The sequence below is a fragment of the Amycolatopsis sp. Hca4 genome (assembly GCF_013364075.1).
Taxonomy (GTDB): domain Bacteria; phylum Actinomycetota; class Actinomycetes; order Mycobacteriales; family Pseudonocardiaceae; genus Amycolatopsis.
This window is the reverse complement of sequence record NZ_CP054925.1, coordinates 6,588,260-6,610,186: the sequence shown is the minus strand read 5'-3', so window position 1 is coordinate 6,610,186 and position 21,927 is coordinate 6,588,260. Positions and strand designations below refer to the sequence as shown.

Annotated in this window: 21 protein-coding genes, 1 tRNA gene and 1 pseudogene; 9 read left to right on the top strand and 14 right to left on the bottom strand. The window is 70.9% G+C overall.

The window, feature by feature from the left end:
• Positions 1-74: 74 nt before the first annotated feature.
• On the bottom strand, positions 75-2,540 hold the full coding sequence (locus HUT10_RS29630; RefSeq protein WP_176174203.1) for an endonuclease/exonuclease/phosphatase family protein: 2,466 nt from the start codon (positions 2,538-2,540) through the stop codon (positions 75-77).
• A gap of 126 nt (positions 2,541-2,666) precedes the next feature.
• On the opposite strand from HUT10_RS29630, the gene HUT10_RS29625 reads away from it, so the two are divergent.
• Positions 2,667-3,572 (top strand): CapA family protein, encoded by a 906-nt coding sequence (locus HUT10_RS29625; RefSeq protein WP_176174202.1) that lies wholly within the window; start codon positions 2,667-2,669, stop codon positions 3,570-3,572.
• 291 nt (positions 3,573-3,863) lie between these two features.
• On the opposite strand, the gene HUT10_RS29620 is transcribed toward HUT10_RS29625, so the two are convergent.
• Both HUT10_RS29620 and HUT10_RS29615 read right to left on the bottom strand, forming a co-directional pair.
• A complete protein-coding gene (locus HUT10_RS29620; protein WP_176174201.1) occupies positions 3,864-4,310 on the bottom strand; it encodes a limonene-1,2-epoxide hydrolase family protein in 447 nt (148 codons plus the stop codon).
• A 16-nt stretch (positions 4,311-4,326) separates the two neighbouring features.
• Complete coding sequence (locus HUT10_RS29615) at positions 4,327-5,247, bottom strand: TauD/TfdA family dioxygenase (RefSeq protein ID WP_176174200.1); 921 nt, start codon at positions 5,245-5,247, stop codon at positions 4,327-4,329.
• A 308-nt stretch (positions 5,248-5,555) separates the two neighbouring features.
• On the opposite strand from HUT10_RS29615, the gene HUT10_RS29610 reads away from it, so the two are divergent.
• Together HUT10_RS29610 and HUT10_RS29605 are read left to right on the top strand one after the other, a co-directional pair.
• Entirely contained in the window at positions 5,556-5,867 is a 312-nt protein-coding gene (locus HUT10_RS29610) for a hypothetical protein (protein WP_254897075.1), read from the top strand.
• The gene (locus HUT10_RS29605; RefSeq protein WP_176174198.1) at positions 5,864-6,436 is read left to right on the top strand and encodes a hypothetical protein; all 573 of its coding nucleotides are present in this window, start codon (positions 5,864-5,866) and stop codon (positions 6,434-6,436) included. Before HUT10_RS29610 ends, HUT10_RS29605 begins: the two co-directional genes overlap by 4 nt.
• Here the strand turns inward: HUT10_RS29605 and HUT10_RS29600 are convergent.
• The 5 genes from HUT10_RS29600 to HUT10_RS29580 form a co-directional block, all read right to left on the bottom strand.
• Positions 6,429-7,211, bottom strand: a complete 783-nt coding sequence (locus HUT10_RS29600; protein ID WP_176174197.1) for an SDR family oxidoreductase — start codon at positions 7,209-7,211, stop codon at positions 6,429-6,431. The genes HUT10_RS29605 and HUT10_RS29600 overlap by 8 nt on opposite strands.
• Before the next feature lie 60 nt (positions 7,212-7,271).
• Positions 7,272-7,721, bottom strand: a complete 450-nt coding sequence (locus HUT10_RS29595; protein WP_176174196.1) for a hypothetical protein — start codon at positions 7,719-7,721, stop codon at positions 7,272-7,274.
• Between the two features lie 279 nt (positions 7,722-8,000).
• Positions 8,001-8,088 (bottom strand) — tRNA-Ser (locus HUT10_RS29590).
• A 52-nt stretch (positions 8,089-8,140) separates the two neighbouring features.
• Positions 8,141-8,569: a nucleoside deaminase gene (locus HUT10_RS29585; RefSeq protein WP_176174195.1), complete on the bottom strand. Its 429-nt coding sequence runs from the start codon at positions 8,567-8,569 to the stop codon at positions 8,141-8,143.
• Positions 8,570-8,592: 23 nt separating this feature from the next.
• A complete protein-coding gene (locus HUT10_RS29580; RefSeq protein WP_199198884.1) occupies positions 8,593-9,075 on the bottom strand; it encodes a tRNA adenosine deaminase-associated protein in 483 nt (160 codons plus the stop codon).
• 77 nt (positions 9,076-9,152) lie between these two features.
• On the opposite strand from HUT10_RS29580, the gene HUT10_RS29575 reads away from it, so the two are divergent.
• Positions 9,153-10,382 carry a M20 family metallopeptidase gene (locus HUT10_RS29575; protein WP_176174193.1) on the top strand — a complete coding sequence of 410 codons (1,230 nt, stop codon included), beginning with the start codon at positions 9,153-9,155 and terminating at the stop codon, positions 10,380-10,382.
• Between the two features lie 202 nt (positions 10,383-10,584).
• Here HUT10_RS29575 and HUT10_RS29570 read toward each other — a convergent pair.
• Positions 10,585-12,327: pseudogene (locus HUT10_RS29570) on the bottom strand (phosphocholine-specific phospholipase C); the annotation flags it as partial.
• A gap of 68 nt (positions 12,328-12,395) precedes the next feature.
• On the opposite strand from HUT10_RS29570, the gene HUT10_RS29565 reads away from it, so the two are divergent.
• The 3 genes from HUT10_RS29565 (at position 12,396) to thrS (ending at position 14,663) form a co-directional block, all read left to right on the top strand.
• Positions 12,396-12,773, top strand: a complete 378-nt coding sequence (locus HUT10_RS29565; protein ID WP_176174192.1) for a VOC family protein — start codon at positions 12,396-12,398, stop codon at positions 12,771-12,773.
• Between the two features lie 29 nt (positions 12,774-12,802).
• A complete protein-coding gene (locus HUT10_RS29560; RefSeq protein WP_176174191.1) occupies positions 12,803-13,270 on the top strand; it encodes a heme-degrading domain-containing protein in 468 nt (155 codons plus the stop codon).
• Positions 13,271-13,433: 163 nt separating this feature from the next.
• On the top strand, positions 13,434-14,663 hold the full coding sequence (gene thrS, locus HUT10_RS29555; RefSeq protein ID WP_254897074.1) for a threonine--tRNA ligase: 1,230 nt from the start codon (positions 13,434-13,436) through the stop codon (positions 14,661-14,663).
• On the opposite strand, the gene HUT10_RS29550 is transcribed toward thrS, so the two are convergent.
• The 5 genes from HUT10_RS29550 to HUT10_RS29530 form a co-directional block, all read right to left on the bottom strand.
• Entirely contained in the window at positions 14,593-15,435 is an 843-nt protein-coding gene (locus tag HUT10_RS29550) for a MerR family transcriptional regulator (RefSeq protein WP_176174190.1), read from the bottom strand. The two genes, thrS and HUT10_RS29550, sit on opposite strands and share 71 nt — an antisense overlap.
• A gap of 113 nt (positions 15,436-15,548) precedes the next feature.
• A complete protein-coding gene (locus tag HUT10_RS29545) occupies positions 15,549-16,376 on the bottom strand; it encodes an ABC transporter permease (protein WP_176174189.1) in 828 nt (275 codons plus the stop codon).
• On the bottom strand, positions 16,373-17,266 hold the full coding sequence (locus HUT10_RS29540) for an ABC transporter permease (RefSeq protein WP_176174188.1): 894 nt from the start codon (positions 17,264-17,266) through the stop codon (positions 16,373-16,375). Before HUT10_RS29540 ends, HUT10_RS29545 begins: the two co-directional genes overlap by 4 nt.
• Positions 17,267-17,669: 403 nt before the next feature.
• Complete coding sequence (locus HUT10_RS29535) at positions 17,670-18,713, bottom strand: ABC transporter ATP-binding protein (protein WP_176174187.1); 1,044 nt, start codon at positions 18,711-18,713, stop codon at positions 17,670-17,672.
• Positions 18,710-19,936: an extracellular solute-binding protein gene (locus HUT10_RS29530; RefSeq protein ID WP_217709653.1), complete on the bottom strand. Its 1,227-nt coding sequence runs from the start codon at positions 19,934-19,936 to the stop codon at positions 18,710-18,712. Before HUT10_RS29530 ends, HUT10_RS29535 begins: the two co-directional genes overlap by 4 nt.
• Before the next feature lie 62 nt (positions 19,937-19,998).
• Here HUT10_RS29530 and HUT10_RS29525 point away from each other — a divergent pair, with 62 nt between their 5' ends.
• Together HUT10_RS29525 and HUT10_RS29520 are read left to right on the top strand one after the other, a co-directional pair.
• Positions 19,999-20,703, top strand: coding sequence for a GntR family transcriptional regulator (locus HUT10_RS29525; RefSeq protein ID WP_176178078.1), 705 nt, complete (start codon positions 19,999-20,001; stop codon positions 20,701-20,703).
• Positions 20,700-21,605 carry a dihydrodipicolinate synthase family protein gene (locus tag HUT10_RS29520; RefSeq protein WP_176174186.1) on the top strand — a complete coding sequence of 302 codons (906 nt, stop codon included), beginning with the start codon at positions 20,700-20,702 and terminating at the stop codon, positions 21,603-21,605. Before HUT10_RS29525 ends, HUT10_RS29520 begins: the two co-directional genes overlap by 4 nt.
• Positions 21,606-21,927: the final 322 nt, after the last annotated feature.

The following is a 21,927-nucleotide window of genomic DNA, read 5'->3' as shown; positions in this document are numbered from 1 at the left end:
CCTTGTCACCCGAAGGTGTCAAACGCGAACAAGGCCACCCCCGGACCCGGGAGTGGCCTTGCCGCGCGGGAAAACTACTTGCCGAACACCTGCTCCAGCCAGTCGAGGAAGTCGTAGACGCCGTCCTCGATCGGGTTGCCCGCGCCCGGCCGGAAGCGGAGCACCTGCGGGTCGTGGTCGCTGGCCTGGTCGGCGAACTCCGCGTTGATGTGGACCACGTCGTAGTCCACCCCGCGCGGCGCCTTCGACGCCAGGATGTGGTCCAGCACCTGGGATTGGCCCTCGAACACGTAGCTGTACCGCTCCGCCTCGGGCACCGACGCGATCAGGTCCTTCAGCGCACCACCTGCGGTGAGCGTCTGGACCGCCGGCGAGAACGGGTAGTCGTTCAGGTCACCGGCGACCACGATGTTCGCGCTGCGATCGGCCGCCAGCAACGAGTCGACGAACCCGCGCAGCACGGTCGCCTGCTTCGCGCGCTGCACCTCGGAACTGCGCGTCGGCGGCTGGAAGCGGCCGTGCGTCGGCTGGTCGCCGCCCTTGGAGTTGAAGTGGTTGGCGATCACGAACACCGTGCGGCCCTTGAACACGAACTCGCCGGCCAGCGGCTTGCGGCTGGCCGTCCACGCTTCGTTCGTGGGGTCGACGCGGCCCGGCGACGCGGTCAGGTGCACCTTGCCGCGCTCGCGCACCACGCCGACCGCGGCCGTCGACGTCCCACCCGGACGGTCCACAAAAGACACACGGGCCGGGTTGAACAGGAACGCCACGCGGATGTTGCCACCCGGCTGCCCGCCGTCCTGGTCGTTCACCGGGTCGATCTCGCGCCACTGGTAGCGCGGGCCGCCCTTGGCCACGATCGCGTCGGTGAACTTCTGCAGCGTCTGGTCGGCGGCGACGGTGCCGTCGTCGGTCGCGCCCGTGTTGTCCTGGATCTCCTCCAGGTTCACGATGTCCGGCGTCGCCAGGTGCGTCACGATCGCCTCGCCGAGCCGGTCGTACTTCGCCTGCGGGTCGCTGGGCGCCAGGTTCTCGACGTTGTACGTCGCGACGGCGAGCTCGCCGGTCCGCTGCTTGCGCGTGGTCTCGCCCTGCAGCCCGTTGTCCTTTTCGGTCCCGAGCACGCTGGCGAACAGCGTGTAGCCACCGAAGTTGCTGTACTCGACCGGGCCGGACGTGGTGCCGGTCAGCACGTCACCGACGTTGAGCTTCGGGAACGGCCGCTGGTCGAACGGGATCAGCGACGAGACCTTCATGACGCCGCTGTTGAGCTGGTCGTAACCGAGGTAGACGCTGCCGCCGCGGACCGACCGGTGCTGGTCCGGCTTGGACGTCACGTACAGCTCGTTGAACGAGTTCGACGGGCCGACCACGCGGGCGTCGCTGATCGAGACGATCTCGCTCTCGTGCGCTTCCCAGAAGTCGAGCGCGTACTGCGTCGGCTCCAGGGTCAGCGGCTCGATGTTCCCGCCGGGCGACGGCGCGTACGTCGTCGGCACGGTGTCCGGGTTCAGCACGGTCGGCGCCGGGAGGGCGTTGCCGTGCGAGTCGACCGTCCACTGTGCACTGCTCAGCTCGGTGAGCGACTGGTAGTTCGATGTCGCGGGCGCGTCCGGGTAGAACTCGCGGACGGTACCGGTCGCGGTCACCGCGTCACCGACCGCGACGGCCGGGCTCGTCGAGCCGGTGAAGACGAACAGGCCCTCGCTGGTGCGCGGGTCGCTGTCCGGGTTCGGGTCGGTGAGCCAGAACCCACGCGACGAACCGAACGTCCGGGTCGCGGTGACGACGCCGGTGACGCCGGAGACCTTCTTGTCCTTGAAGGGCGAAATCCGGGTGGTGCCCTGGATGTCGTGGATCTTCGCCGGGGTCGGCGCCGGGCCGGTGTCCCCGCCGGTCGACTCGCCCGCGGTGTTGGTCGGCGTCGGCGCGCCGGCGGTGAAGTCGGCGGAGTTGTCGTCGGTGTCGGCCAGTGCCGCACCGCGCGCGACGGACGTCGTGTTCGACGGCGCCGCGGTCGGGCTGCCCTCGCGCACGGTCGCCGCGCCGAACCCGACGAGGTCCTTGATCCGCGCGTCAGCGGCGCAGTCGGCGACGGTCTTGCAGGTCAGCGCGGTGGTGCCGGAGACGAGGGCGATCGTGCCCGCGGTGGCCGACATCGCGATCGTGCCGGTCGCGTCCGGCGTGGGCAGCTCGACGGTGCCGCCGGCGCCCTTCCCCTCGGCCACGAGGTAGCGGCCGCCCGGCGCGACGCTGCCGGCCAGCGGCGTCACCTGCCAGGTGCTCGACGGGCTCGCCGAGCCGGGCAGGTACTGGACGCTGAAGCCGGCGAGGCTCGCGGCGGCCGCGCCGCGGTTGGCGAGCTCGACGAAGTCGCTGGTGAGCGTCGCGCCGGAGTTGCCACCGCCGCCGTAGACCTCGGCGATGACCGCGTCGGCGCTGGGTGTGGCGAGCGCGGCCGGTGCCGCCACGCCGCCGAGCACCAGGCCCGACGCGACGGCCACCGTGAAGGCGGCCTTGGATCTGTGGGTCTTGGTCACCCTGAGTCCCCTTTGTGCTTGAACAGTCGTGGCATAGTCCCCCGAACAAGTGAGGAGGAGGAAGACAAAGATGCAACGATTCGTAACAACTACTTTCGTCGTCACTCACTCGGCAGAGCAGGTTTCGTGATCACGCTTGTCCTCGGCGGAGACGTCACCATCCCGGCCCGGACCGCCTCCGCGGCCCCGCTCGACCGGCTGAAACCGCTGCTCGAAGGCGCCGACGTCCGGTTCGTGAACCTCGAAGGCCCCGTCGACGCGGCGGCGGCCGAGGCGCTCAGGTCGACTGGGGTCGACGTCGTCTCGGTCGCCAACGACGCCCCGCACCCACCGGCGAGCCTCGCCGTCCTCGAGCAGGCCGGAATCGCGCACTGCGGCGCGGCGCACACGCCCGCCGTGGTCGAGCGATCCGGCGAAACGGTCGCATTCCTCGCGTACACGTCACTTCGCCGCCCGTTCGCCGCGCCCGCCGAATTCGCCGGGGTCGCGCAAGCGTTTGCGACGACGGCGTACCAGCCGGACCCGCACGTCGCCGAGATCCCGGGCCGCCCGCCGCTCGTCCGGACCCTGCCCGTACCCGAGCACCTGGACCGGCTGGTCGACGACGTCCGCACGGCCAAGGCCGCCCACGACCACGTCGTCGTTTCGATGCACTGGGGCCTCCCGGGCGCCGACCTGGCCGAGTACCAGGTGACTTACGGCCGCGCGGCGATCGACGCCGGCGCCGGCCTGGTCGCCGGGCACGGCTCGCACACCATCCAGGCCGTCGAGGTCTACCGCGGCCGCCCGATCCTCTACGGCCTCGGCAACCTCCTCGCCGACCGGCCGGACGGGCTGCTGGCCGGCTGCATGTTCGGCGAGGAACTGCGGCTCGAACTGATCCCGGTGCGGCGGAGTGCCGACGGCCAGTGCGAGCCGCTCGCCGGGGACGAAGCGGACATGGTGCTGCGGTACGTCGCGGACGTCTCGGCGCTGCGTTCCACGAAGGTGACCGTCCAGAGCGGAATCGCATCGGTATCCGTTGGCGCGTAACGGATTGCGCCTGCTCTGTGACAGCCGGACACGACCCCGTCACCCATCCGGCGCATCTGCCTTAAATGAAGGTCAAGGCTGGGAACAACCGGCGTGAAGCGGCGGTACGGTCTGCGTGAGCCGCCGGAAAAGTGGCACAGACCACTCCCCGACAGCTCGCGGTCGGCACGACACGGGGGGAGGGAGAACGATCATGTGGGGGCTGATTGTTCTCAGCTGCGTGTTCGTGCTGGTGCTGGGGATAGCCGCGGTCGTGGACCTTCGGGACCACGACCGCGGCGAGCACCGGGTCTAGCGCACCGCCTGCCTCGTCCGGTACTTGCCGAGCAGCGTCCGCGCGCCGGCCAGTGCCACCCGACCGGCACCCTTCGCGCTCGCGGCGAGCACCGTCGTCCAGTCGAAGTAGTCGCGCCAGAGCACGATCCGGCCCGCCTCGACCTCGAACGTGCCGCACACCCAGAACTCCGCTTCCCACGCGCCGCGGCGCAGCACGTCGGTGCGTTCGGTGAGCACGACGTTGCCGTCCGCGGCGATGTGGTGGGTCCTCGCCTCGAACCCGGAGCCGTACTTGGCCATCGCCCGCAGTTGTTTTTCGAAGGCCGCGATGCCGCGGGCGGGCGGCAACGGCACGTTCTGGTACACGATGTCACTCGCCGCGAACGTCAGCGCGCGGTCGACGTCGAGGTCTTCGAGAGCCTGGAGGAAACCGGTCACCACTGCCTTGGGTTCATCGGTCATGCGTCCAGGCTACGGCTCAGTAGGGCCGGTCGCCCGCGATAGCGACGCGCTCCGCGATCCGGACGTGCGGGTGGTAGTCGTTGACCGCGTAGTGCTGCGTTGCGCGGTTGTCCCAGAACGCGACCGAGTTCGGCCGCCAGCTGAACCGGACCTGGAATTCGGGCGTGTGAGCCTGCAGGAACAGGTACCGCAGCAGCCGGTCGCTCTCGGCGCGGTCCAGCCCGACGATGTGCGTGGTGAACGCCTGGTTGACGAACAGGGTGCGCCGCCCGGTCTCCGGGTGCGTCCGGACCACCGGGTGCGTCACCGGCGGGAAGCGGTCCTGCCACCGCGCCAGCAGCGCGGGGTCCGAGAACCGGTCGAAGCCGGGGAGGTAGTCGTGCACCGCGGTGAGCCCGTCGATGCGGGCGCGGACGTCTTCGGGCAGGTTGTCGTAGGCCGCGGCCATGTCGGCCCACATCGTGTCGCCGCCGACGGGCGGCACCTCGATCAGCCGCAGCACCGAGCCCAGCGCCGGTTCCGGCCGCCAGGTGACGTCGGTGTGCCAGATGTTCTCGTAGCCGGGCATGGCTGCGGTGCGTTCGAAGCGCGTGACGGCTTCGTCCTCACCCTGCGGGATGAACGGGTTGGTCTCCAGTTCGCCCCAGTTCGCGGCGAACGCGCGCTGCTGCGCCGAGGTGATGTCCTGGTCGCGGAAGAACAGCACCTTCCACGCCAGCAGGGCGTCGTTGAGCTCCTCGCGCAGGCCGGGGTCCACCGGTGCGCCGAGGTCGACGCCGTCGACCTCGGCCCCGATCACCCGGCTCAGCGGGCGCAGGGCGAACCGCTCGTACGGCTTTTGCTGCGGTTCCCGGAGAATCCGGGGGCCTTCGACGATGCCATCCGCGGGCGTGACCGCCTCGCGCAGCTGAATCCGGGCAGGAACGTCTACGGACATGGTTGCGCTCCAAGGGTTTCGGGGGAATCGGACGCCGGGTTCGCGTCAGGCGGGCGGCGAACCCAGGCGGCCGCGGCGCAGCAGGAGCGCCACGACGCCCTCCCCGATCGACCGCGCGAAGACCCGGATCGGCGTGCTTTCCGAGGTGGCGGGCATGTGTCCATGGTCGCTTTCTTCCCGAGGTGCGGTCAAGACGTCCACCTGGTGGAACGCGGGCAACGCCGCAGGTCACCGCGATGCGGGCGGCTCGGGAGCATGAGGCAAGATCTTCCCCGATCGGGTGAGCGCCCTTGATGACGGAGGTCCCCATGCCGGAAGGCAGAGGCTCGCGGATCTACCCGGACCGGCTCCGCGCCGCGGCCGACCTGCTGGACCAGGCCGCGGCCGCCGACGACAAGGCGGCGGGACGGTTCGCCGAAGCCCGCGTCGATTCGACGCCGTTCGGCATCTCGCCGCAGGCGCGTGAGCTGACCGCGCGCTGGGCCACGGCGCTGGCGGCGCGCGAGGCGGACGCACGCGTCCTCGGCGACGCGACGTCCGACCTGGCAGGCCGGCTGCGCATGGCGGCGGTCAGCACCCGGAGCACCGGGTTCCGGGGGCGGTTAGCGGTGGCCCCGTGACCGCTGAGGTCTTCGAACACCCGGCGCTGTCGTCGGCCGCGGCCCGGCTGGCCGCGTTGCGCGGGGCGGCCGGACGGCTCGGCGTCGCGGACCCGGTGGCGGCCCTGCGGCACCTCGACTGCGCACCGGCGTCGATCCGCACGTCCGCGTCGGCGGTCGACGCCGGCGCGCTGGGCGTGACGTCGGCGCAGGAGGAGTTCCGCGCCGGCGTCGAGCGCGCCGAAACCGGCGGCAGCGCCGAGACTTTCGGCACCTGGGCGGACACAGTGGACGGTCAGTACGCCGAAGCGGCCCGCGCGGCCGCGGCCACGGCGGCGCTGGGCGCCCGCATCGCCGACCGGCTGGACGAGCTGGCGGTGGCCGCCGCCGACGAGGTGTGCGAGCTCGCGTCCGCCGCCTCGCCGTCGATCGACGCGGTGCTGGCGGGCGACCGCTCGGCCGAGGTGGTGAGCGAGGTCGGCGCCACGTGCGCGGCGGTGGTCCGGGCCGTGCAGGACAAGGTCGCGGCGCTGACCGCGCTGGCGGCCGAGCTGGAGCCGTTGACGGCCCCGGTCGTCGAGCTCAGCTGAAGTGCTCGCGGGCCCACTCCGCGAAGGGCCGCGCGGGATGCCCGGTGACGCGGGGGACGTCTAGCGAAACGGGTTCCGGGTCCTCGACGAGTGACGCCCAGTGGTGCACCGCACTGGCCGCGAAATCCGCACCCAGGTACCGGCTCAGCTGCGCAATCGCCTCTTCCGGCGGCTGTTCTTCCCACGTGACGGGCTTTCCGAGCGCCTCGCCGATGAGCCGCACCTGCTCGGCCTGCGCGATGGCTTCCGGGCCGGTGACGAGGTAGGTCTGCTTCGCGTGGTCCTCGGTGAGCGCCTTGACGGCCATGTCGGCGACGTCGCGTTCGTGGACGACGGACCGTTTCGCCTGCCCGTAGGCGGCCCGCACCACGCCGGTGCCGACCTGCTGCGCCCAGGCGAGCGCGTTGGAAGCCAGGCCGGTGACGCGGAGGAAGGTCCAGTCGTCGGTGACCTTTTCGACGGCGGCCTCGACGTCTCCCCAGACGCCGCCGTGTTCGGCGGACATCGCGGAGAGGTAGACGATTTTCTTGCCCTGGAACGGTTCCAGGGTCCGTGCGATGCCATCGGCGGCGAAGAGCGGCCAGAGCAGGTAGACGGCGTCGACACCATCGGCGGCTTCGGCCGGGTCGGTGATGTCCCCCTGGACGACCTCGACGCCGGACGGCGCCTTGGCACGGTCCCGGACGAGAACCCGGGTGTCGACGCCTGCGGCCCTCAGCCCCGCGACGACGTGGCGTCCGGTGTGGCCGGTGGCGCCGGTGACGAGAACGGTCATGGGTGCGCTCCTCGTGATCAGCTGGTGCCGCCCACGGTCACACTTCAAGAGCCCTTCAAGTCAAGCGCCCAGTTCATCCCGCGCAGCATCGAGGAAGGCGACCTTCGGGCCCTTGAGGTGGTCCCAAAGCGACCCTTCGGCCGGCTCCTGCCAGAGGACGTCGTCCAGAGCTTTCACGTAGGCACGGGCCAGGCCGTGCAGGCGGCCGGAGAACAGGACGTGGATCATCCGTTCGCACACCCAGAGCTCATCGACGACATCGAGGGCAGCTGACTTCCAGGACGGCTCCTCCGCACGATCCTCGGCCGCCCGTTCGGCCTGCTGGGCCACGCGGACGAACTCACGCAGGAGGTCAAGCTGCTCTCCACGCCGCTTCTCGGCCCGCTCGGCGGCCAGCCGCCGCTGCTCACTGCGCTCGTTGCGGCGTTGCACGCTGGTCTGCACGAGGTAGGAGAGCCCACCGCCGAGCAGCACGCCGGCCAGGGACAAGAGCGCGAGCCACACCTGCATGCCGCACTTCTTACCAAAGCAGAACGCCCTGCGTCCTCGCTTGTCGGCAGGTGACCAGCGCTGTGCTTCGCCCCGCCGCGCCGACGAGGCAAAGCGCGGAAACCGTTTCGATGGTTTTCGGTAGCTCGATCGCTACACTGCGGCAGATGGTCGCGTACCAACGCGTGAGGTCGCGGTGAGATCGCATCGGAGGGACGATGCATTACCCAGGCCATCCGAGCCGGGACAGCAGAACGCCCGGCGTCCCCGAAAGGATCACCGGGCGTCTGGTGAAAAGAGCGGTGGCGGTGGGATTTGAACCCACGGACGGGGATTAGCCGTCACACGATTTCGAGTCGTGCTCCTTCGGCCGCTCGGACACGCCACCGCCGAGAACAATACCGGAGGCCCTCGGCACCCTTCACGAGGGGTCCGCTAGCTCAGCGGCGGGTCGCGAAGTACGTCTCCAGCAGCCCCGCGCACTCGTCCACCAGAACGCCGCCGTGGACCTCGGGCCGGTGGTTGAGCCTGCGGTCGCGGACCACGTCCCACAGCGAGCCCACCGCGCCCGTCTTGGGCTCCCACGCCCCGAACACCAGCCGCTCGATCCGGGCCAGTACCAGCGCGCCCGCGCACATCGTGCACGGCTCCAACGTCACCGCCAGCGTGCAGCCCTCCAGCCGCCAGCCGTCGCCGACCGCCGTTGCCGCCGAGCGGAGGGCCAGGATCTCCGCGTGGGCCGTCGGGTCGCCCAGCTCGGTGCGCGCGTTGCGGGCCGCGGCCAGCGGGACGCCGTCGGGGCCGAACACCACCGCCCCGATCGGCACGTCCGAGCCCGGGGCCCGCGCCGCTTCCAGCGCGGCCTCCACGGCCTCGGTGTCGGACGGGCGTCTCAGAGCTCGTCCAGGAGCTTGGCGAACTCGCTGCCGAACCCGCAGCGCTGCGCGACCATCTGCAGCTGCTCGTCCGGGTACAGGTCGACCTCGCCGACGATGACCTCCAGCTCCGGCCCGGGCAGCCCCAGGTCGGCCAGGATCTCCAGGTCGCCCTCGGGCCAGACGGAGTCGTCCTCCTCATCCGGTGGGTCGACGCGCAGGACGTCGAGGACGTCCGCCGCGATGTCGTAGTCCAGCGCCGCCGCCGCGTCCGAGAGCAGCAACGACGGCCCCCGGGGGCTCGGCCGGACGATCACGAAGAACTCGTCGTCGACCGCCAGCAGCCCGAAGCTCGCGCCGGTGGAACGTAGTTTGCCCAGTTCCGTGATCGCCGCGTCGAGCTCGGTCAACGCCCCCGGGTCCAGCGCACTGCACCGCCACCGACCGTCTTCTCGGACCACAGCCACCGCGAAGCCCGTGACCGGCTCTTCCACCGCCATGCGCACACCGTATTCCGCCGGTCGATCTCGCGCACGCACGGTGCGCCCGAAGCGCCGCATGCGGCACTATCGGGACCATGACCGGCCCCACTGACCTGCCCACCTTGCCCGGCACGCCGTTCGCCGGGCTCCTCGACGACGCGCGGGCGCTGCAAGACCGCACGGTCGCCCTCCGGCGGGCCGTGCACCGCCACCCGGAACAGGGCCTGCACCTGCCGCGCACGCAGGCGGCGATCCGGGAGGCCCTCGACGGCCTGCCGCTCGAGATCACCGAGGGCAAGGCCACGACGTCGCTGACGGCCGTCCTGCGCGGCGCGCGGCCCGGTCCGGCGGTGCTGCTGCGCGGCGACATGGACGCGCTGCCGCTGACCGAGGAGACCGGCCTCGACTTCGCGTCGGAGGACCCGGAGTCGATGCACGCGTGCGGGCACGACACGCACGTCGCGATGCTGGCCTCGGCGGCGCGGCTGCTCGCGGAGCGGCAGGAGCAGCTGGCCGGGTCGGTCGTGTTCATGTTCCAGCCGGGTGAGGAGGGTCACCACGGCGCCCGGTTCATGATCCACGAAGGCGTCCTCGACGCGGCCGGCCCGCGGGTCGAGCGCGCGTTCGGCGTGCACATCCTCGCCAACGCGCGCTCCGGGCTGCTGCAGCTGCGGCCCGGTCCGCTGATGGCGTCGGCGGACTCGTTCCACGTGCGCGTGACCGGCAAGGGCGGCCACGGCTCCGCGCCGCAGTACACGATCGACCCGGTGCCGGCCGCCGCGGCGATGGTCGGGGCGCTGCACACGATGATCACGCGCCGGGTCAGCGTGTTCGACCCCGCGGTGCTCTCGGTGACCCGGATCCAGGCCGGGACGACGTCGAACATCATCCCGGAGACCGCCGAGCTCGAAGGCACCATCCGCACGCTGTCCGAGCAGACGCGCGCGCTGGTCCGCGCCGAGCTGCCCAAGGTGTGCGAGCAGGTCGGCGCGGCCTACGGCTGCCGCGTGGTCGCCGACGTCGAGCCGGGCTACCCGGTGACGGTGAACGACGACCGGATCGCCGCCGAGGTGCTGGAGCTCGGCGCGGCCGTGCTGGGCCGGGACAACGTCGAGCTGCTCGCCGACCCGCTGATGGGCGCGGAGGACTTTTCCTACGTCCTGCAACGCGTCCCCGGCGCGTACGCGTTCCTCGGCGCGTGCCCGCCCGGCGTCGACCCCACGGAGGCGGCGGCGAACCACTCCAACCGCGTGCTCTTCGACGAGGACGCGATGCCCAGCGGCGTCGCGATGCTCGCCGCGTTCGCGCTCGACGCGCTGCGTTAGGGCCCGGTCCGCGACGGCCTGCCGTCTTCCAGGTGGCCGGCGAAGCGGCGGCGCCAGCCCGGCGTCTCGAACGTGACGTCGTACCAGCCGTTGCTCGTCGGCACCGGGAAGTCGTGCGTGCCGCCCGGGGCAGGGTGACGTCGTTCAGCGTGACCGGTGCCGCGCCGCCGTTGGTCACCGTGACCCGCAGTGCGGGCGCGCCGGTGTAGGTGACGACCGCGTCGAGGCCCAGGCCGCCCGAGGCCTCGACGATGAAGCCGTTCGGGCCGTGGACGGCGACGTCGTACGTCCCGCTGTGCGCGACTTCGCCGGTCAGCTCGCTCTTCGGGCCGACGTCGAAGCGTTGTGACGTCCCGCCCGCGTGGTAGGCGTACGCGGCCAGCTGCAGCGCGTGCGTCCCGTGGTTGGCCAGGTGCAGCCTGAGGACGTTCGCCTCGGCGGTGACCCACGCGACCGGCTGGTACGGCAGCGCGCGCGCCTTCGCCGTACCGGGCTCCTGCACCAGGGCGGCCGGCCCCAGCCCGGGCTTCGGCAGCCGTCGCTGCGTCCGGTCGGCTTCGGCGCGCAACGCGGCCGCGTCCGGCAGCAGCGGGATGGTCGTGTCCGGGTTGCGGAAGTCGAAACAGCTGGTCAGGTCGCCGCAGATGGTGCGGCGCCAGGCCGAGATGTTCGGCTCGCGGACGCCGGTCCAGGTTTCCAGGAAGCGCAGCACCGACGTGTGGTCGAAGACCTGCGAGTTCACCCAGCCGCCGCGGCTCCACGGCGAAACGACGGTCATCGGCACGCGCGGCCCGAGCCCGATCGGGACGGGCGCGCCGGACGGCCTGCCCTTCTCCGGCCGGTTCCCGGGCAGGTACTCGCCGGGGGTGCCGGGCGGCGGCGTCGGCGGGACGACGTGGTCGAAGAAGCCGTCGTTTTCGTCGTAGTTGATGAAGACGATGGTCGACTCCCACAGCTGCGGGTTGTCCCACAACGCTTTCAGCATGCGCTGGATGTACGCGGCGCCGTCGACCGGCCGGGCCGCGGGGTGCTCGCAGTAGCCGTACGGGGCCACGACCCAGGAGACCTCGGGCAGCGTCCCGGCCGCGCAGTCCGCGAGGAAGTCCGCCAGCACGTGGTCGAGGTCCTTGCCCTTGCCCGAGTCGGGGAGGAGCTTCTTGCGCAGGTTCGCGCGCTCGGCCAGCCGGCGCTTCACCGGGTCCATCGAGTACAGCGCGTCGTGGAAGTTCTGGAACAGCCAGAGCGGGTTGTCGCCGTAGTCGCCGACGAAGTGCTCGGGAACGCCGCGTTCTTCGTCGTTCGCGTAGATCCGCCACGAGACGCCCGCTGCTTCGAGCCGCTCGGGGTAGGTCGTCCAGCGGAACGAGGGCTCGTAGTCCGGCGCGTTGTGCGTCGCGGGACCGCCGGCGAGGCCGTCGGGGTCGATCGTGCCGGTCCAGTGGTAGAGCCGGTTCGGGTGCGTCGGGCCCTGGATGGAGCAGAAGTAGTGGTCGCACAGGGTGAACGCGCTCGCCAGCGCGTGCTGGAACGGGAGGTCGTCGCCGGTGAAGTAGCCCATCGTCATGGGCGTCTTCGCCGCGATCCAGCGGTTGTAGCCGCCGTCGTTCCACGCGCGGTGCGTGCTGTTCCAGTCGTGCGGCAGCTCGCCGAGATCCTGACCGTCCACTACGGACGTGTCGATCCGGAACGGCTGCACCGGGCCGCCCTTGTCGCCGCGCTGGCGGAAGACGTCACGCAGCGCCGCGCGGTCGCCGAAGCCGCGGACGCCGGCCATGGTGCCGTAGTAGTGGTCGAACGACCGGTTCTCCTGCATGAGCACGACGACGTGCCGGACGTCCTCGATTGTGCCCTTCCGCGGCGCCGGCGCACAGGCCGCGGACAGCGCACCGGCCGCCGTGACCGCGGCCGCGCCGCCCAGCACCGTGCGGCGACGGATCCGGCCCATGCGTCACCTCCTCGTCCCCAGGTCAACGAGCCGCCGGAGGGGTAGGTTCACCACCGAGAGGTGAGGCCGTGCTCAACTCAGCGGAATTGGTCGCCTTCGCACCGTCGACCGACCTCGAGCGCTCGCGCGCCTTCTACACGGATGTCGCCGGGCTCGAGTTCATCGAGCAGACCCCCTTCGCGTGCGTCGTCCGCAGCGGCGCAACCATGCTGCGCGTCACCGCCGTCGCCGAGTTCACGCCGCAGCCGTTCACGGTGCTCGGCTGGGCGGTCCCGGACATCCGGGCGGCGGTGGCCGAGCTGCGTGGCCGTGGCGTGGAGTTCCTCACCTACGACACGTTGCCACAGGACACCGACAAAATCTGGACCACACCGGGCGGCCGGATCGCGTGGTTCCCCGATCCGGACGGCAACGTGCTGTCGCTGACCGAATTCGCCCCCTGGTAATTACACAACAGTGTTGATTTAATAGGCCCATGACCGAAGCCGACCGCCTCGCCCAGCTCGCCGAGCAGGAGGAACGCCTCCAGTTCACGAAGTTCGACAACGAGACCGCGCTCGCCCTCGGCCGGCAGATGCTGGACGCCGCCCAGGAACGCGGGCTCTCGGTGACGATCTCGATCCGGCGCAACGGCCAGCGCCTCTTCCACGCCGCACTGCCCGGCACCTCGGCCGACAACGACGCCTGGATCGACCGCAAGAGCCGCGTCGTCGACCGCTACGGCCACAGCTCCTTCCTGATCGGGACCCAGTTCCGCGCCAAGGGCGGCTCGTTCGAGGAGCACTCCCGGCTCGACCTGGACCAGTACGCGGCCCACGGTGGCGTCTTCCCCGTGCTGGTGCGCGGGGTCGGGCCGATCGGCACGGTCGGCGTGTCCGGGCTTCCGCAGGCCGACGACCACGCCTTCGTCGTCGAGCAGCTGGAGCTGTTCCTCGGCAGCTGAAAACGACTGGTGGCCGCTGCTACCGTCGATCTCATGAAGCGCGCTGCACAGACGACGACGCCGAGGAGTGTCCCGGCGCGCTGAACGACGTTTCCAGCCCGGGGCGGGTGCCCCGGGCTTCGTTCTGTGGTCTCCCGCCTCGCCGTCCACGAGGGAGCCCACCATGCCCGACCACCGCAAGCTCGGCCGCGAGCTCGGCCTGTTCGGCACCGACCCGCTGATCGGCGCCGGCCTGCCCTACTGGCTGCCCGACGGCGCGATCGTCCGCCACAGCCTGGAGGAGTACGTCCACGGCCTCGAACGGCGTGCGGGCTACCGGCACGTCCATTCGCCGGTGCTCGCCAAACGCGAGCTGTACGAGATCTCCGGGCACTGGTCGCACTACCGCGACGACATGTACCCGCCCATGGACGTCGGCGGCGAGCAGCTCGTGCTCCGGCCGAGCCTGTGCCCGCACCACGCGCTGATCTACCGTTCCCGAGGCCGCAGCTACCGCGAGCTGCCGCTGCGGATCGCCGAGATCGGCGGGATGTACCGGGCCGAGCTGTCCGGCGCGCTCGGCGGCTTGAACCGGGTGCGCGCGATCCAGCTCAACGACGCGCACGTCTTCTGCCGCCTTGACCAGGTCGAAGCCGAGGCCACCGCCGCGCTGGCCCTGATCCGGCAGGCTTACGACGCGCTCGGCATCAGCCCGCTCCGCTACCGCCTTTCGCTGCCCGGCCCCGGCGGCAAGTACGTGCCGGGGAAATGGGATGAAGCCGTGGCGATCCTCCGTTCTGTGCTGGACGGCCTTCCGTACGAGGCCGTCGAGGGTGAAGCGGCGTTCTACGGGCCGAAGATCGACGTCCAAATCGCCGACGGCGCCGGCCGCGAATCGACCCTGTCCACCGTCCAGGTCGACTTCCACCAGCCCGCGCAGTTCGGCCTGGAGTACGTCGGCGCCGACGGGGCGAAGCACCGGCCGGTCATGGTCCACCGGAGCATCATCGGCAGCGTCGAGCGCGCGGTCGCCCAGCTGATCGAGGTCCACGGCGGTGCGTTCCCGGCCTGGCTCGCGCCCGTGCAGCTTCGGCTGCTGCCGGTGTCCGCCGCCGAGCTGCCGTACGCCCAAGCCGTCCTGGACCGGTGCGGTGACCTCCGGGCGGAGATCGCCGCCGACGGCAGCCTCGGCGCGCGGATCCGAGACGGCCGGCTGGTGCCCTACCAGGCCGTGATCGGGCCACAGGAGGTCGCCGCCGAGCAGCTTTCGGTGCGGCTGCGGGACGGAAGCCGCCTCGACGCCCGACCGGCAGAGGAGGCACTGGCCTCGATCCGGGACGCGGTCAGGCTGCCATGGCCTCGGCCAGCCAGTCGAAGGCGGGAGCCAGGCTTTCCGGTGCCGCCCAGCCGTTGATCACCCCCAATAGCTCCACATAGCGCTCCCGACGCGGATCGCTGACGACGCCGAGCCATTCCCGGAGCTCGCCGGGATCGCGCCCCAGGCCGTCGACGATCGCCTTCGCCGCCGGGGACTTCGGCACGATCGTGGCCATGACGGCCGGGGTGACGGCGTCCCGCACCTCGGCCGCCAGGTCGCGACGCAGACCCGCGACGTGGCCGTCCGCGAGCCGGCGCAGGTTCGCACGGAACTCCGTGTCCCGCATCAGCGCGGCCAGCTCGATCCACGCCTCGGCCTGCTCCGGGCTGGGTTGCTCGGGCAGCTCCGGGGTCAGGGTGCGGGCTACTCCAGCCAGCTCGGGCCGATCGCCCAAGGCGTCGGCGAGGAAGTCGCCGACCAGGCATTGCCGCTCCACTTCGGACAACAGGCCTCGCTGGTGCGCGAGCCCCGCCTCTTCGGGGTGCGAGCCGCGGTTCGCCACGGCGTTCAGTACTACCCTTCGCCGGCGCAGCACGCCGATCTGCGCCTCCACCGACACGGCGTGCTCCGCCGCCACCTCCGCGACGGTGGTCTCTCCCTCGATCACCCGCCGGATGGTGGCCAGGTCGATCCCGAGGTCGCGAAGGATGCGGATGACGTCGAGCCGGGCGAGCGCGGCCTCGTCATAACGGCGTTGGCCCGCGGCGTTGCGCCCGGACGGCGGCACCAGGCCGCGATCCGAGTAGAACCGGACGGCCTTGACCGTCAGGCCGGTCCGGTGAGCGAGTTCGCCGGTCGAATACTGCATGTCACCAGCCTGGCAGCTCCCCTCGGGGGAGGCGCAAGACCAGCGGATTCGCTCGATCGTGTTGATCATGCGTTCGACTTTTCGCGATACAGTCGAACGCATGAGCGAACAGGTCAGGCCTCCTCCCGGATCCGGGTCACCAGCTGGGTCGGGTTCACGAACCGTAACGCGATGAGAAGGAGCACGAGCATGGAAGCGGTGTAGATGGCCGCCATGGCGTCGACGGACTGGTTGGCGCGGATACCGGCGGCGAACACGGAGTTGTAGAGCGCCACCACGAGGGTCGTCGAGTCCGGGCCGGCGGTGAGGAACGTCAGCTCGAACATGCCGACCGTGCGCACCAGCACCAGGATCGAGGCGGCCAGGATCCCGGGCAGCAGCAGCGGGCCGAGGATGCGGGTGAACACCGAGACGGTCCGCGCGCCGGACATGCGGGCCGCGGCCTCGATCTTCGGGTCGATCTGCTCGATGAACGGCGTCATCGTCAGCACGACGAACGGCACCGAAGGCACGAGGTTGGCCAGGATGACGCCGGTGGTCGTGCCGGCCAGGTGGAACTTGTACAGCACGGTGGCCAGCGGGATGCCGTAGGTGATGGGAGGGATCAGGATCGGCAGCACGAACAGCAGCATCACCAGGCGCTTGCCGGGGAACGAGCGGCGGGCCAGCGCGTAGGCGGCCGGGACGCCGACCGCCACCGACACGGCGATCACCACGAGCGCGACGACCGCCGTCGTGAGGAGGACGTCCGAGAGGCCGAACTCACGCCAGGCGTCGGCGTACCAGTGGGTGGTGAAGCCGTCCGGAAGCCAGGTGCCGAACCACTGGGTGCCGAACGAGTCGACGACCACCGAGAGCACGACGCCCGCGAGGTTGACGAAGAAGAACGCGACGACGGTCCAGACGACCCAACGTCCGGGACGCGCGACCCAACCGGTCATCCCTTGCCTCCGGTCGCTCCGCGGTACAGCGTGCCGCGCCACGCCATGACCAGGCCGATGACGATCAGCATGACCACCGCCATAAGCATCGCCACGGCCGAGCCCATCGAGTAGTCGTACTCCTCGAACGCGGCGTGGTAGGCGGCGATCGAGATGACGCGGGTCTCGTTCGCGGGGTCACCGACGAGCTGGGCCGAGGGGAACACCGAGAAGGCCATGACGAACGAGAGGCAGAAGGTGATCGCCAGGCCGGGCGCCAGCAGGGGCAGCGTGATCCGCCGGAAGCGCTGGACGCCGTTGGCCCCGAGCGTCGCGGCTGCCTTCTCCAGGGAGGGGTCTATGCCCGAGAGATAGGACAGCGTGAGCAGGAAGGAGAACGGGAAGCCGGTGATCACCAGGGAGAGGAGCACACCGGTGTAGTTGTGGATCAGCGGCAGCGGCTGGTCGGTGACGCCGAGGACGGTGAGCACCTTGTTCAGCCAGCCTGCCGGCCCGCCGTACATGATCAGGCCCTGCGCGGTGAGCACCGTGCCGAGCGTGATCGGCACGACGAGGATCGTGGTCAGCAGGCGCTTGCCACGGACGCGGACGCGCATCACGTAGGCGATCGGGATGCTGGCGAGCACGTTGATGAAGGTGGCGGGCAGGGCGATGCCGAGTGTCGTCCAGATGGTGTCGCGCAGGTAGGGGTCACCGAAGAAGCGCGCGTAGTTGGCGAAGACGCCGCCCTTGCGCGGGGTGAACGAGAGCTGGAGGCCGTAGAGGAAGGGGTACAGGAACAGGCAGGCGGTGACGAGCAGGCCGGGCACCAGGAGCAGCAGGGTCCGATCGACGCCACGTTCGGCGAGGCGGTGCCGGAGCGCCGGCCGAGCAGTCGCGACGGCGGTCATGCCGCACCTCCCGCACCAGACGCGGCACCAGCCGACGCAAGCCGGGTGGTGGCGGATCTCGCGGCACCAGCCAGCGCAAGCTGGGCGGCGGCGAACCTCGCGACAGCCGACGCAAGCCGGGCGGCAGCGGACCCCGCGGCAGCAGCCAACGCACGCCGGACCGTGGCGGACCTCGCGGGAGCAGCCAGCTCAAGCCGGGCGGCGGATGTTGCGGCGCCCTGGACTGCCTTCCCCGCGGCCGATCCGGATGCACCTCGGGCAGCGGCAACCCTCGCGGTGGCCGCCACCACGCCACAGGCTCGAGCGGCGCCCACTCGCGCAACGCGACCGGCACCGGCCCGCGGCGCGCTGCCCACGCACCCTCCGCCGCGTGCGGCACGCACCTTTACCGCGTCACCGGCGCTCATGGCGCGAACACCAGGACCCGCTCAGCCGGCACGCCTATCCTCGCCGTGTCACCGGGGGCGAGGCGCTTGTCCGTCCGGAAGTACACCGGCACGCCGGTGCCCAGGCGGGCCGAGACCGACAGCTCGCGGCCGTGGTACTCGACGATCTCGACCATCACGTCGAGGGCGTTCTCCGTCCCGTCGCCGATCACGAAGTCCTCCGGGCGGATCGCCACCTTCGCCGGGCCCTCCGTGAGCGAGCCGCGGCCGGTGAGGCGGACTCCCTCGCCCTCCACGGTGACCGATGAGGCCGCCGCGGAGGTCACCGTCACGTCCAACAGATTGCGATACCCCATGAAGGAGGCCACATAACTGTTCACCGGCTGGGCGTACACCTCCTCCGGCGTGCCCGCCTGCTGGACCGTGCCCTCGCGCAGCACCACCAGGCGGTCGGCCAGTGACAGGGCCTCCTCCTGGTCGTGGGTGACGTACACCGTCGTCAGGCCGAGCGTCTGGTGGAGGCGGCGGATCTCCATCCGCATCTCGAGGCGGAGCTTGGCGTCCAGATTGGACAGCGGCTCGTCCATCAGCACCACGGGCGGCTCGAGCACCACCGCGCGGGCGATGGCGACGCGCTGCTGCTGGCCGCCGGAGAGCTGGGCGGGGTACTTCGCCGCGTGCTCGGTCAGCTGCACCAAGCGGAGCGCTTCGTCGACCCGGCGCCGGGTCTCGGCGCGGCCGACCTTGCGCATGCGGAGGCCGAAGCCGACGTTGGCCCGCACGGACATGTGCGGGAACAGCGCGTAGTTCTGGAACACCATCCCGAACCCGCGCTGCTCGGGCGGCTGCCCGTCGATACGGGCGTCGTCGAGCCAGATGCTGCCCGCGGTCAGGGGCAGCAGGCCGGCCAGGCAGTTGAGCGCCGTCGACTTGCCGCAGCCGGACGGGCCGAGCAGGGCCACGAACTCGCCCCTGGCGATGGCGAGGTCGAGGCCGCGCAGGGCGTTCGCGGTGCCGAAGCTGCGCGAGACGCCGTCCAGCCGCAGCTGCCCGAACGTCACTTCTTGCCGACCTTCGAGCCGCCGACCAGCTGGTTCCACTTGTCGAACGCCTTGACCTGCTGCTCGGCAGGCAGCGACGTCTCCTTGGGGTACTGGGCGATCCACTGCTCGTACTCCGGGCGCCCGAACTGCCGAAGCGTGTCCTGGCTCTTCTGCGGCGCCATCTGGAGGGTGACGTCCTTGACCGCCGGGCCGGGGTAGAAGTACCCGTCGTCGTAGGCGATCGCCTGCTGGTCGGGCTTGAGCATCCAGGCCACCAGCTGCAGGATCGCCGACTCCTGGTCGGGCGAGAGCCCCTTCGGGATGAGCGCGTACTGGGCGTCGGTGACCCAGTGCATCGGCTGCATGATCGCCGTCTTGACCGTGTTGGGCACCGTGCCGAGTTTGCGTGGGTTGATGTCCCAGCCGGTGGTCGACATGATCATGTCCACCGATCCGGACGCCAGGTTCTTCATCGTCTCGGTTGTGCCCGACGGGTAGTACTTCACGTACTTGCCGAGCTCCTGCAGGAACGCCCAGGTCTTGTCCCAGCCCTTGTCCGGGTCCTTCGGGTCCTTGTCGCCCAGCAGGTACGGCAAGCCCATCAGGAACGTCCGGCCCGGGCCGGAGTTCGACGGCTGGGCGTACTGGAACTTCTCCGGGTGCGCCTTCGCCCAGTCGAGCAGCTCCTGCGGGGACGTCGGAGCGGCCGGCACCGCGCCGGGGTTGAACTCCAGCAGCGGGCCCGATGGGTAGTAGACGACCTCGATGCCGTAGCCGTTGGCCAGCTCCTGCATCTTGGCCGCGGGCTCGAGGTAGTTCTGCATCAGGTTCGGAAAGCGGCCCGAGAAGTCCGGCAGCACCTTGGCCAGCGTGCCGTTGGCGATGCCCGCCGAAAGCCCGTCGGTGCCGCTCAGGACCAGGTGCGTCTGGGCGACGCCGCCGTCCTGCTCGGCCTTCAGCTTGCCCGCCATGCTCGGTGCGGGCGCCGTCGAATAGGTGACCTTCGACAGCACTTCCGGGTGCGCGGCCTTGAAGTTCTCGATCATCTGCTTGGTCAGCTGCAGGTTGCCCGCGACGTCGAGGATGTTCAGCTCGACCGGCTTGCTCGGCTTGTCCGGCACGGCCTGGGGAGCCGCCGCCTGGCCGCCGTCGCCGCCGGGCGCGCCGCAGGCCACCAGACCGGCGGCGAGGCTCAGCGCCGGCAGCACTCTTCGGAATCGGAAGCCGGTGCGACGGTGCATGGCTGCTCCCTACGTCCATGATAATGTTGTATGTCGCATCGTATATCAGATCGGACATGCCAGTGGCGAGCACTTCTTCGGCCCGGAGGCCGCCGCCGCCCGTCTCGCGGACGGATTTCGTACGTGACGCGGTCAAGGAAGCGATCTTGAGCGGCGAGTTCGGGCCGGGTGAAACGCTCGTCGAATCCGAGGTCGGCGCCCTGCTCGGGGTGTCGAAGACGCCGGTGCGCGAGGCCCTGCGGATCCTGGCCGGTTCCGGTTTGGTCACGATGAGCACGTACAAGGGCGCCGCGGTGCGGGTCATGGACGCCGAGAGCGCGCACGCGGTGTTCGACCTGCGCGCGCTGCTGGAGCCCGAAGCCGTCCGGCGGGCCGTCGAGCGGGGTGCGGACTTCGGCGAAGCGCGGCAGGTGCTGGCCGGGGTCGAGACCGGCGCGGCGGCCGGCGACCGGGCGAAGGCCAGCCTGGCCAACCGGCTGTTCCACCGCGCGCTCTACGCCGGCTGCGGGAACCCCTTGCTGGTCGACATCCTCGACGGGCTGCGCGACCAGGCCGCGCTGATCACCGTGACCGGCTGGGGCATCAGCCCCACCTGGCAGGGCGAGGCGGGCGAGCACCGGGCGATCCTCAACGCCGCCGAGAGCGGCAACGCCCGGCAGGCCGAACACCTGCTGCGCAGGCACATCACCGATTTCATCGACCGGATCGCCTTCGGGCTGCCCGGCGAGCGCACCACCGAGACCGGCGATCCGAAGGGGGCCCGATGACGTTCGAGGAGCAGAGGCGGCGGCTTTCCGGGGTGGTGGCCATCCCGGTCACGCCGTTCGACGCCGAGGGCGCCGTCGACGGCCAGACGTACGCGAAGCTGGTGGACCGGCTGGTCACCGGCGGCATCGAGGTCGTGACGCCGAACGGGAACACCGGCGAGTTCTACGCGCTCGACGCGAGCGAGGCGCGGCAGTGCCTGGAGGTCACCGTCGAGGCCGTGGCCGGCCGCGCGAGCGTGCTCGCCGGGATCGGCCACGACGTCTCTTCGGCGACGCGGGCCGCGGTGCACGCGCGGGAGGCCGGCGCCGACATGCTCATGATCCACCAGCCGGTGCACCCGTACGTCTCCGGCGACGGCTGGGTCGACTACCACGCGGCGATCGCCGCGGCGGTGCCGGAGCTCGGGGTCGTGCTCTACGTCCGCAACCCGGCGATCGCCGGTGAGCAGCTGCGTGCGCTCGGGGAGGCGGCGCCGAACGTCATCGGCGTGAAGTACGCGGTGCCGGACCCGGTGCGGTTCGGCTCGGTGGCCCGGGACGCGGGCTTCGACCGGTTCGTGTGGATCGCGGGCCTGGCGGAGCTCTCCGCGCCCGGCTACTTCGCCGTCGGGGCCACCGGCTTCACGTCCGGCCTGGTGAACGTCGACCCGGCGATCTCGCTGGAGATGTTCCACGCACTGTCCACAGCGGACTACCCGGCGGCGATGACGGTCTGGGAGCGGATCCGCCCGTTCGAGGAGCTCCGCGCCGCCAACGGCAACGCCAACAACGTCAGCGTGGTCAAGGAGGCCCTCGGCCGGCTCGGCCTGTGCCGCCCGGACGTCCGCCCCCCGAGCCGGCTGCTGACCAGCACCGAACGGACGCAGCTTTCCCGGCTGCTTTCCTCGTGGGGCCTTCTGTGATGGCGGCTCGTCGGCGGGTCGGGGGGCGGCGGTGCCGCACCCCGGCTCGTCGACGAGCCACCCGATGACAGGGGTCTCCCGGACACGAACCGTGTTGCCACAACCTGGTTGGGCGCCCCGGGCAGTCCCATTGCGCGACTGCGGGCGGCTGCTCGCCGGTCGAACGACCGGCACGGCTGCAGGACGAACGGGTTCTCCGGTTCGACTCCTGTCCCCGGCCGGATGAAGGGCCGGAAGGCCTCGGGTGTGTGGTAGGTCACCGTCATCCCGATGTGGCCGACTGTACACCTCTTCGGTGGTTCGCGGAGAATTGCCAACGAGA

What these genes read in the sequence shown, in the direction of transcription:
- HUT10_RS29620 (WP_176174201.1), bottom strand. Translation starts at nt 4,310, where the DNA reads ATGACCGATGAACCCAAGGCAGTGGTGACCGGTTTCCTCCAGGCTCTC.
- HUT10_RS29615 (WP_176174200.1), bottom strand. Translation starts at nt 5,247, where the DNA reads ATGTCCGTAGACGTTCCTGCCCGGATTCAGCTGCGCGAGGCGGTCACG.
- HUT10_RS29610 (WP_254897075.1), top strand. Translation starts at nt 5,556, where the DNA reads ATGCCGGAAGGCAGAGGCTCGCGGATCTACCCGGACCGGCTCCGCGCC.
- HUT10_RS29600 (WP_176174197.1), bottom strand. Translation starts at nt 7,211, where the DNA reads ATGACCGTTCTCGTCACCGGCGCCACCGGCCACACCGGACGCCACGTC.
- HUT10_RS29595 (WP_176174196.1), bottom strand. Translation starts at nt 7,721, where the DNA reads ATGCAGGTGTGGCTCGCGCTCTTGTCCCTGGCCGGCGTGCTGCTCGGC.
- HUT10_RS29580 (WP_199198884.1), bottom strand. Translation starts at nt 9,075, where the DNA reads ATGGCGGTGGAAGAGCCGGTCACGGGCTTCGCGGTGGCTGTGGTCCGA.
- HUT10_RS29575 (WP_176174193.1), top strand. Translation starts at nt 9,153, where the DNA reads ATGACCGGCCCCACTGACCTGCCCACCTTGCCCGGCACGCCGTTCGCC.
- HUT10_RS29560 (WP_176174191.1), top strand. Translation starts at nt 12,803, where the DNA reads ATGACCGAAGCCGACCGCCTCGCCCAGCTCGCCGAGCAGGAGGAACGC.
- thrS (WP_254897074.1), top strand. Translation starts at nt 13,434, where the DNA reads ATGCCCGACCACCGCAAGCTCGGCCGCGAGCTCGGCCTGTTCGGCACC.
- HUT10_RS29550 (WP_176174190.1), bottom strand. Translation starts at nt 15,435, where the DNA reads ATGCAGTATTCGACCGGCGAACTCGCTCACCGGACCGGCCTGACGGTC.
- HUT10_RS29545 (WP_176174189.1), bottom strand. Translation starts at nt 16,376, where the DNA reads ATGACCGGTTGGGTCGCGCGTCCCGGACGTTGGGTCGTCTGGACCGTC.
- HUT10_RS29540 (WP_176174188.1), bottom strand. Translation starts at nt 17,266, where the DNA reads ATGACCGCCGTCGCGACTGCTCGGCCGGCGCTCCGGCACCGCCTCGCC.
- HUT10_RS29530 (WP_217709653.1), bottom strand. Translation starts at nt 19,936, where the DNA reads ATGCACCGTCGCACCGGCTTCCGATTCCGAAGAGTGCTGCCGGCGCTG.
- HUT10_RS29520 (WP_176174186.1), top strand. Translation starts at nt 20,700, where the DNA reads ATGACGTTCGAGGAGCAGAGGCGGCGGCTTTCCGGGGTGGTGGCCATC.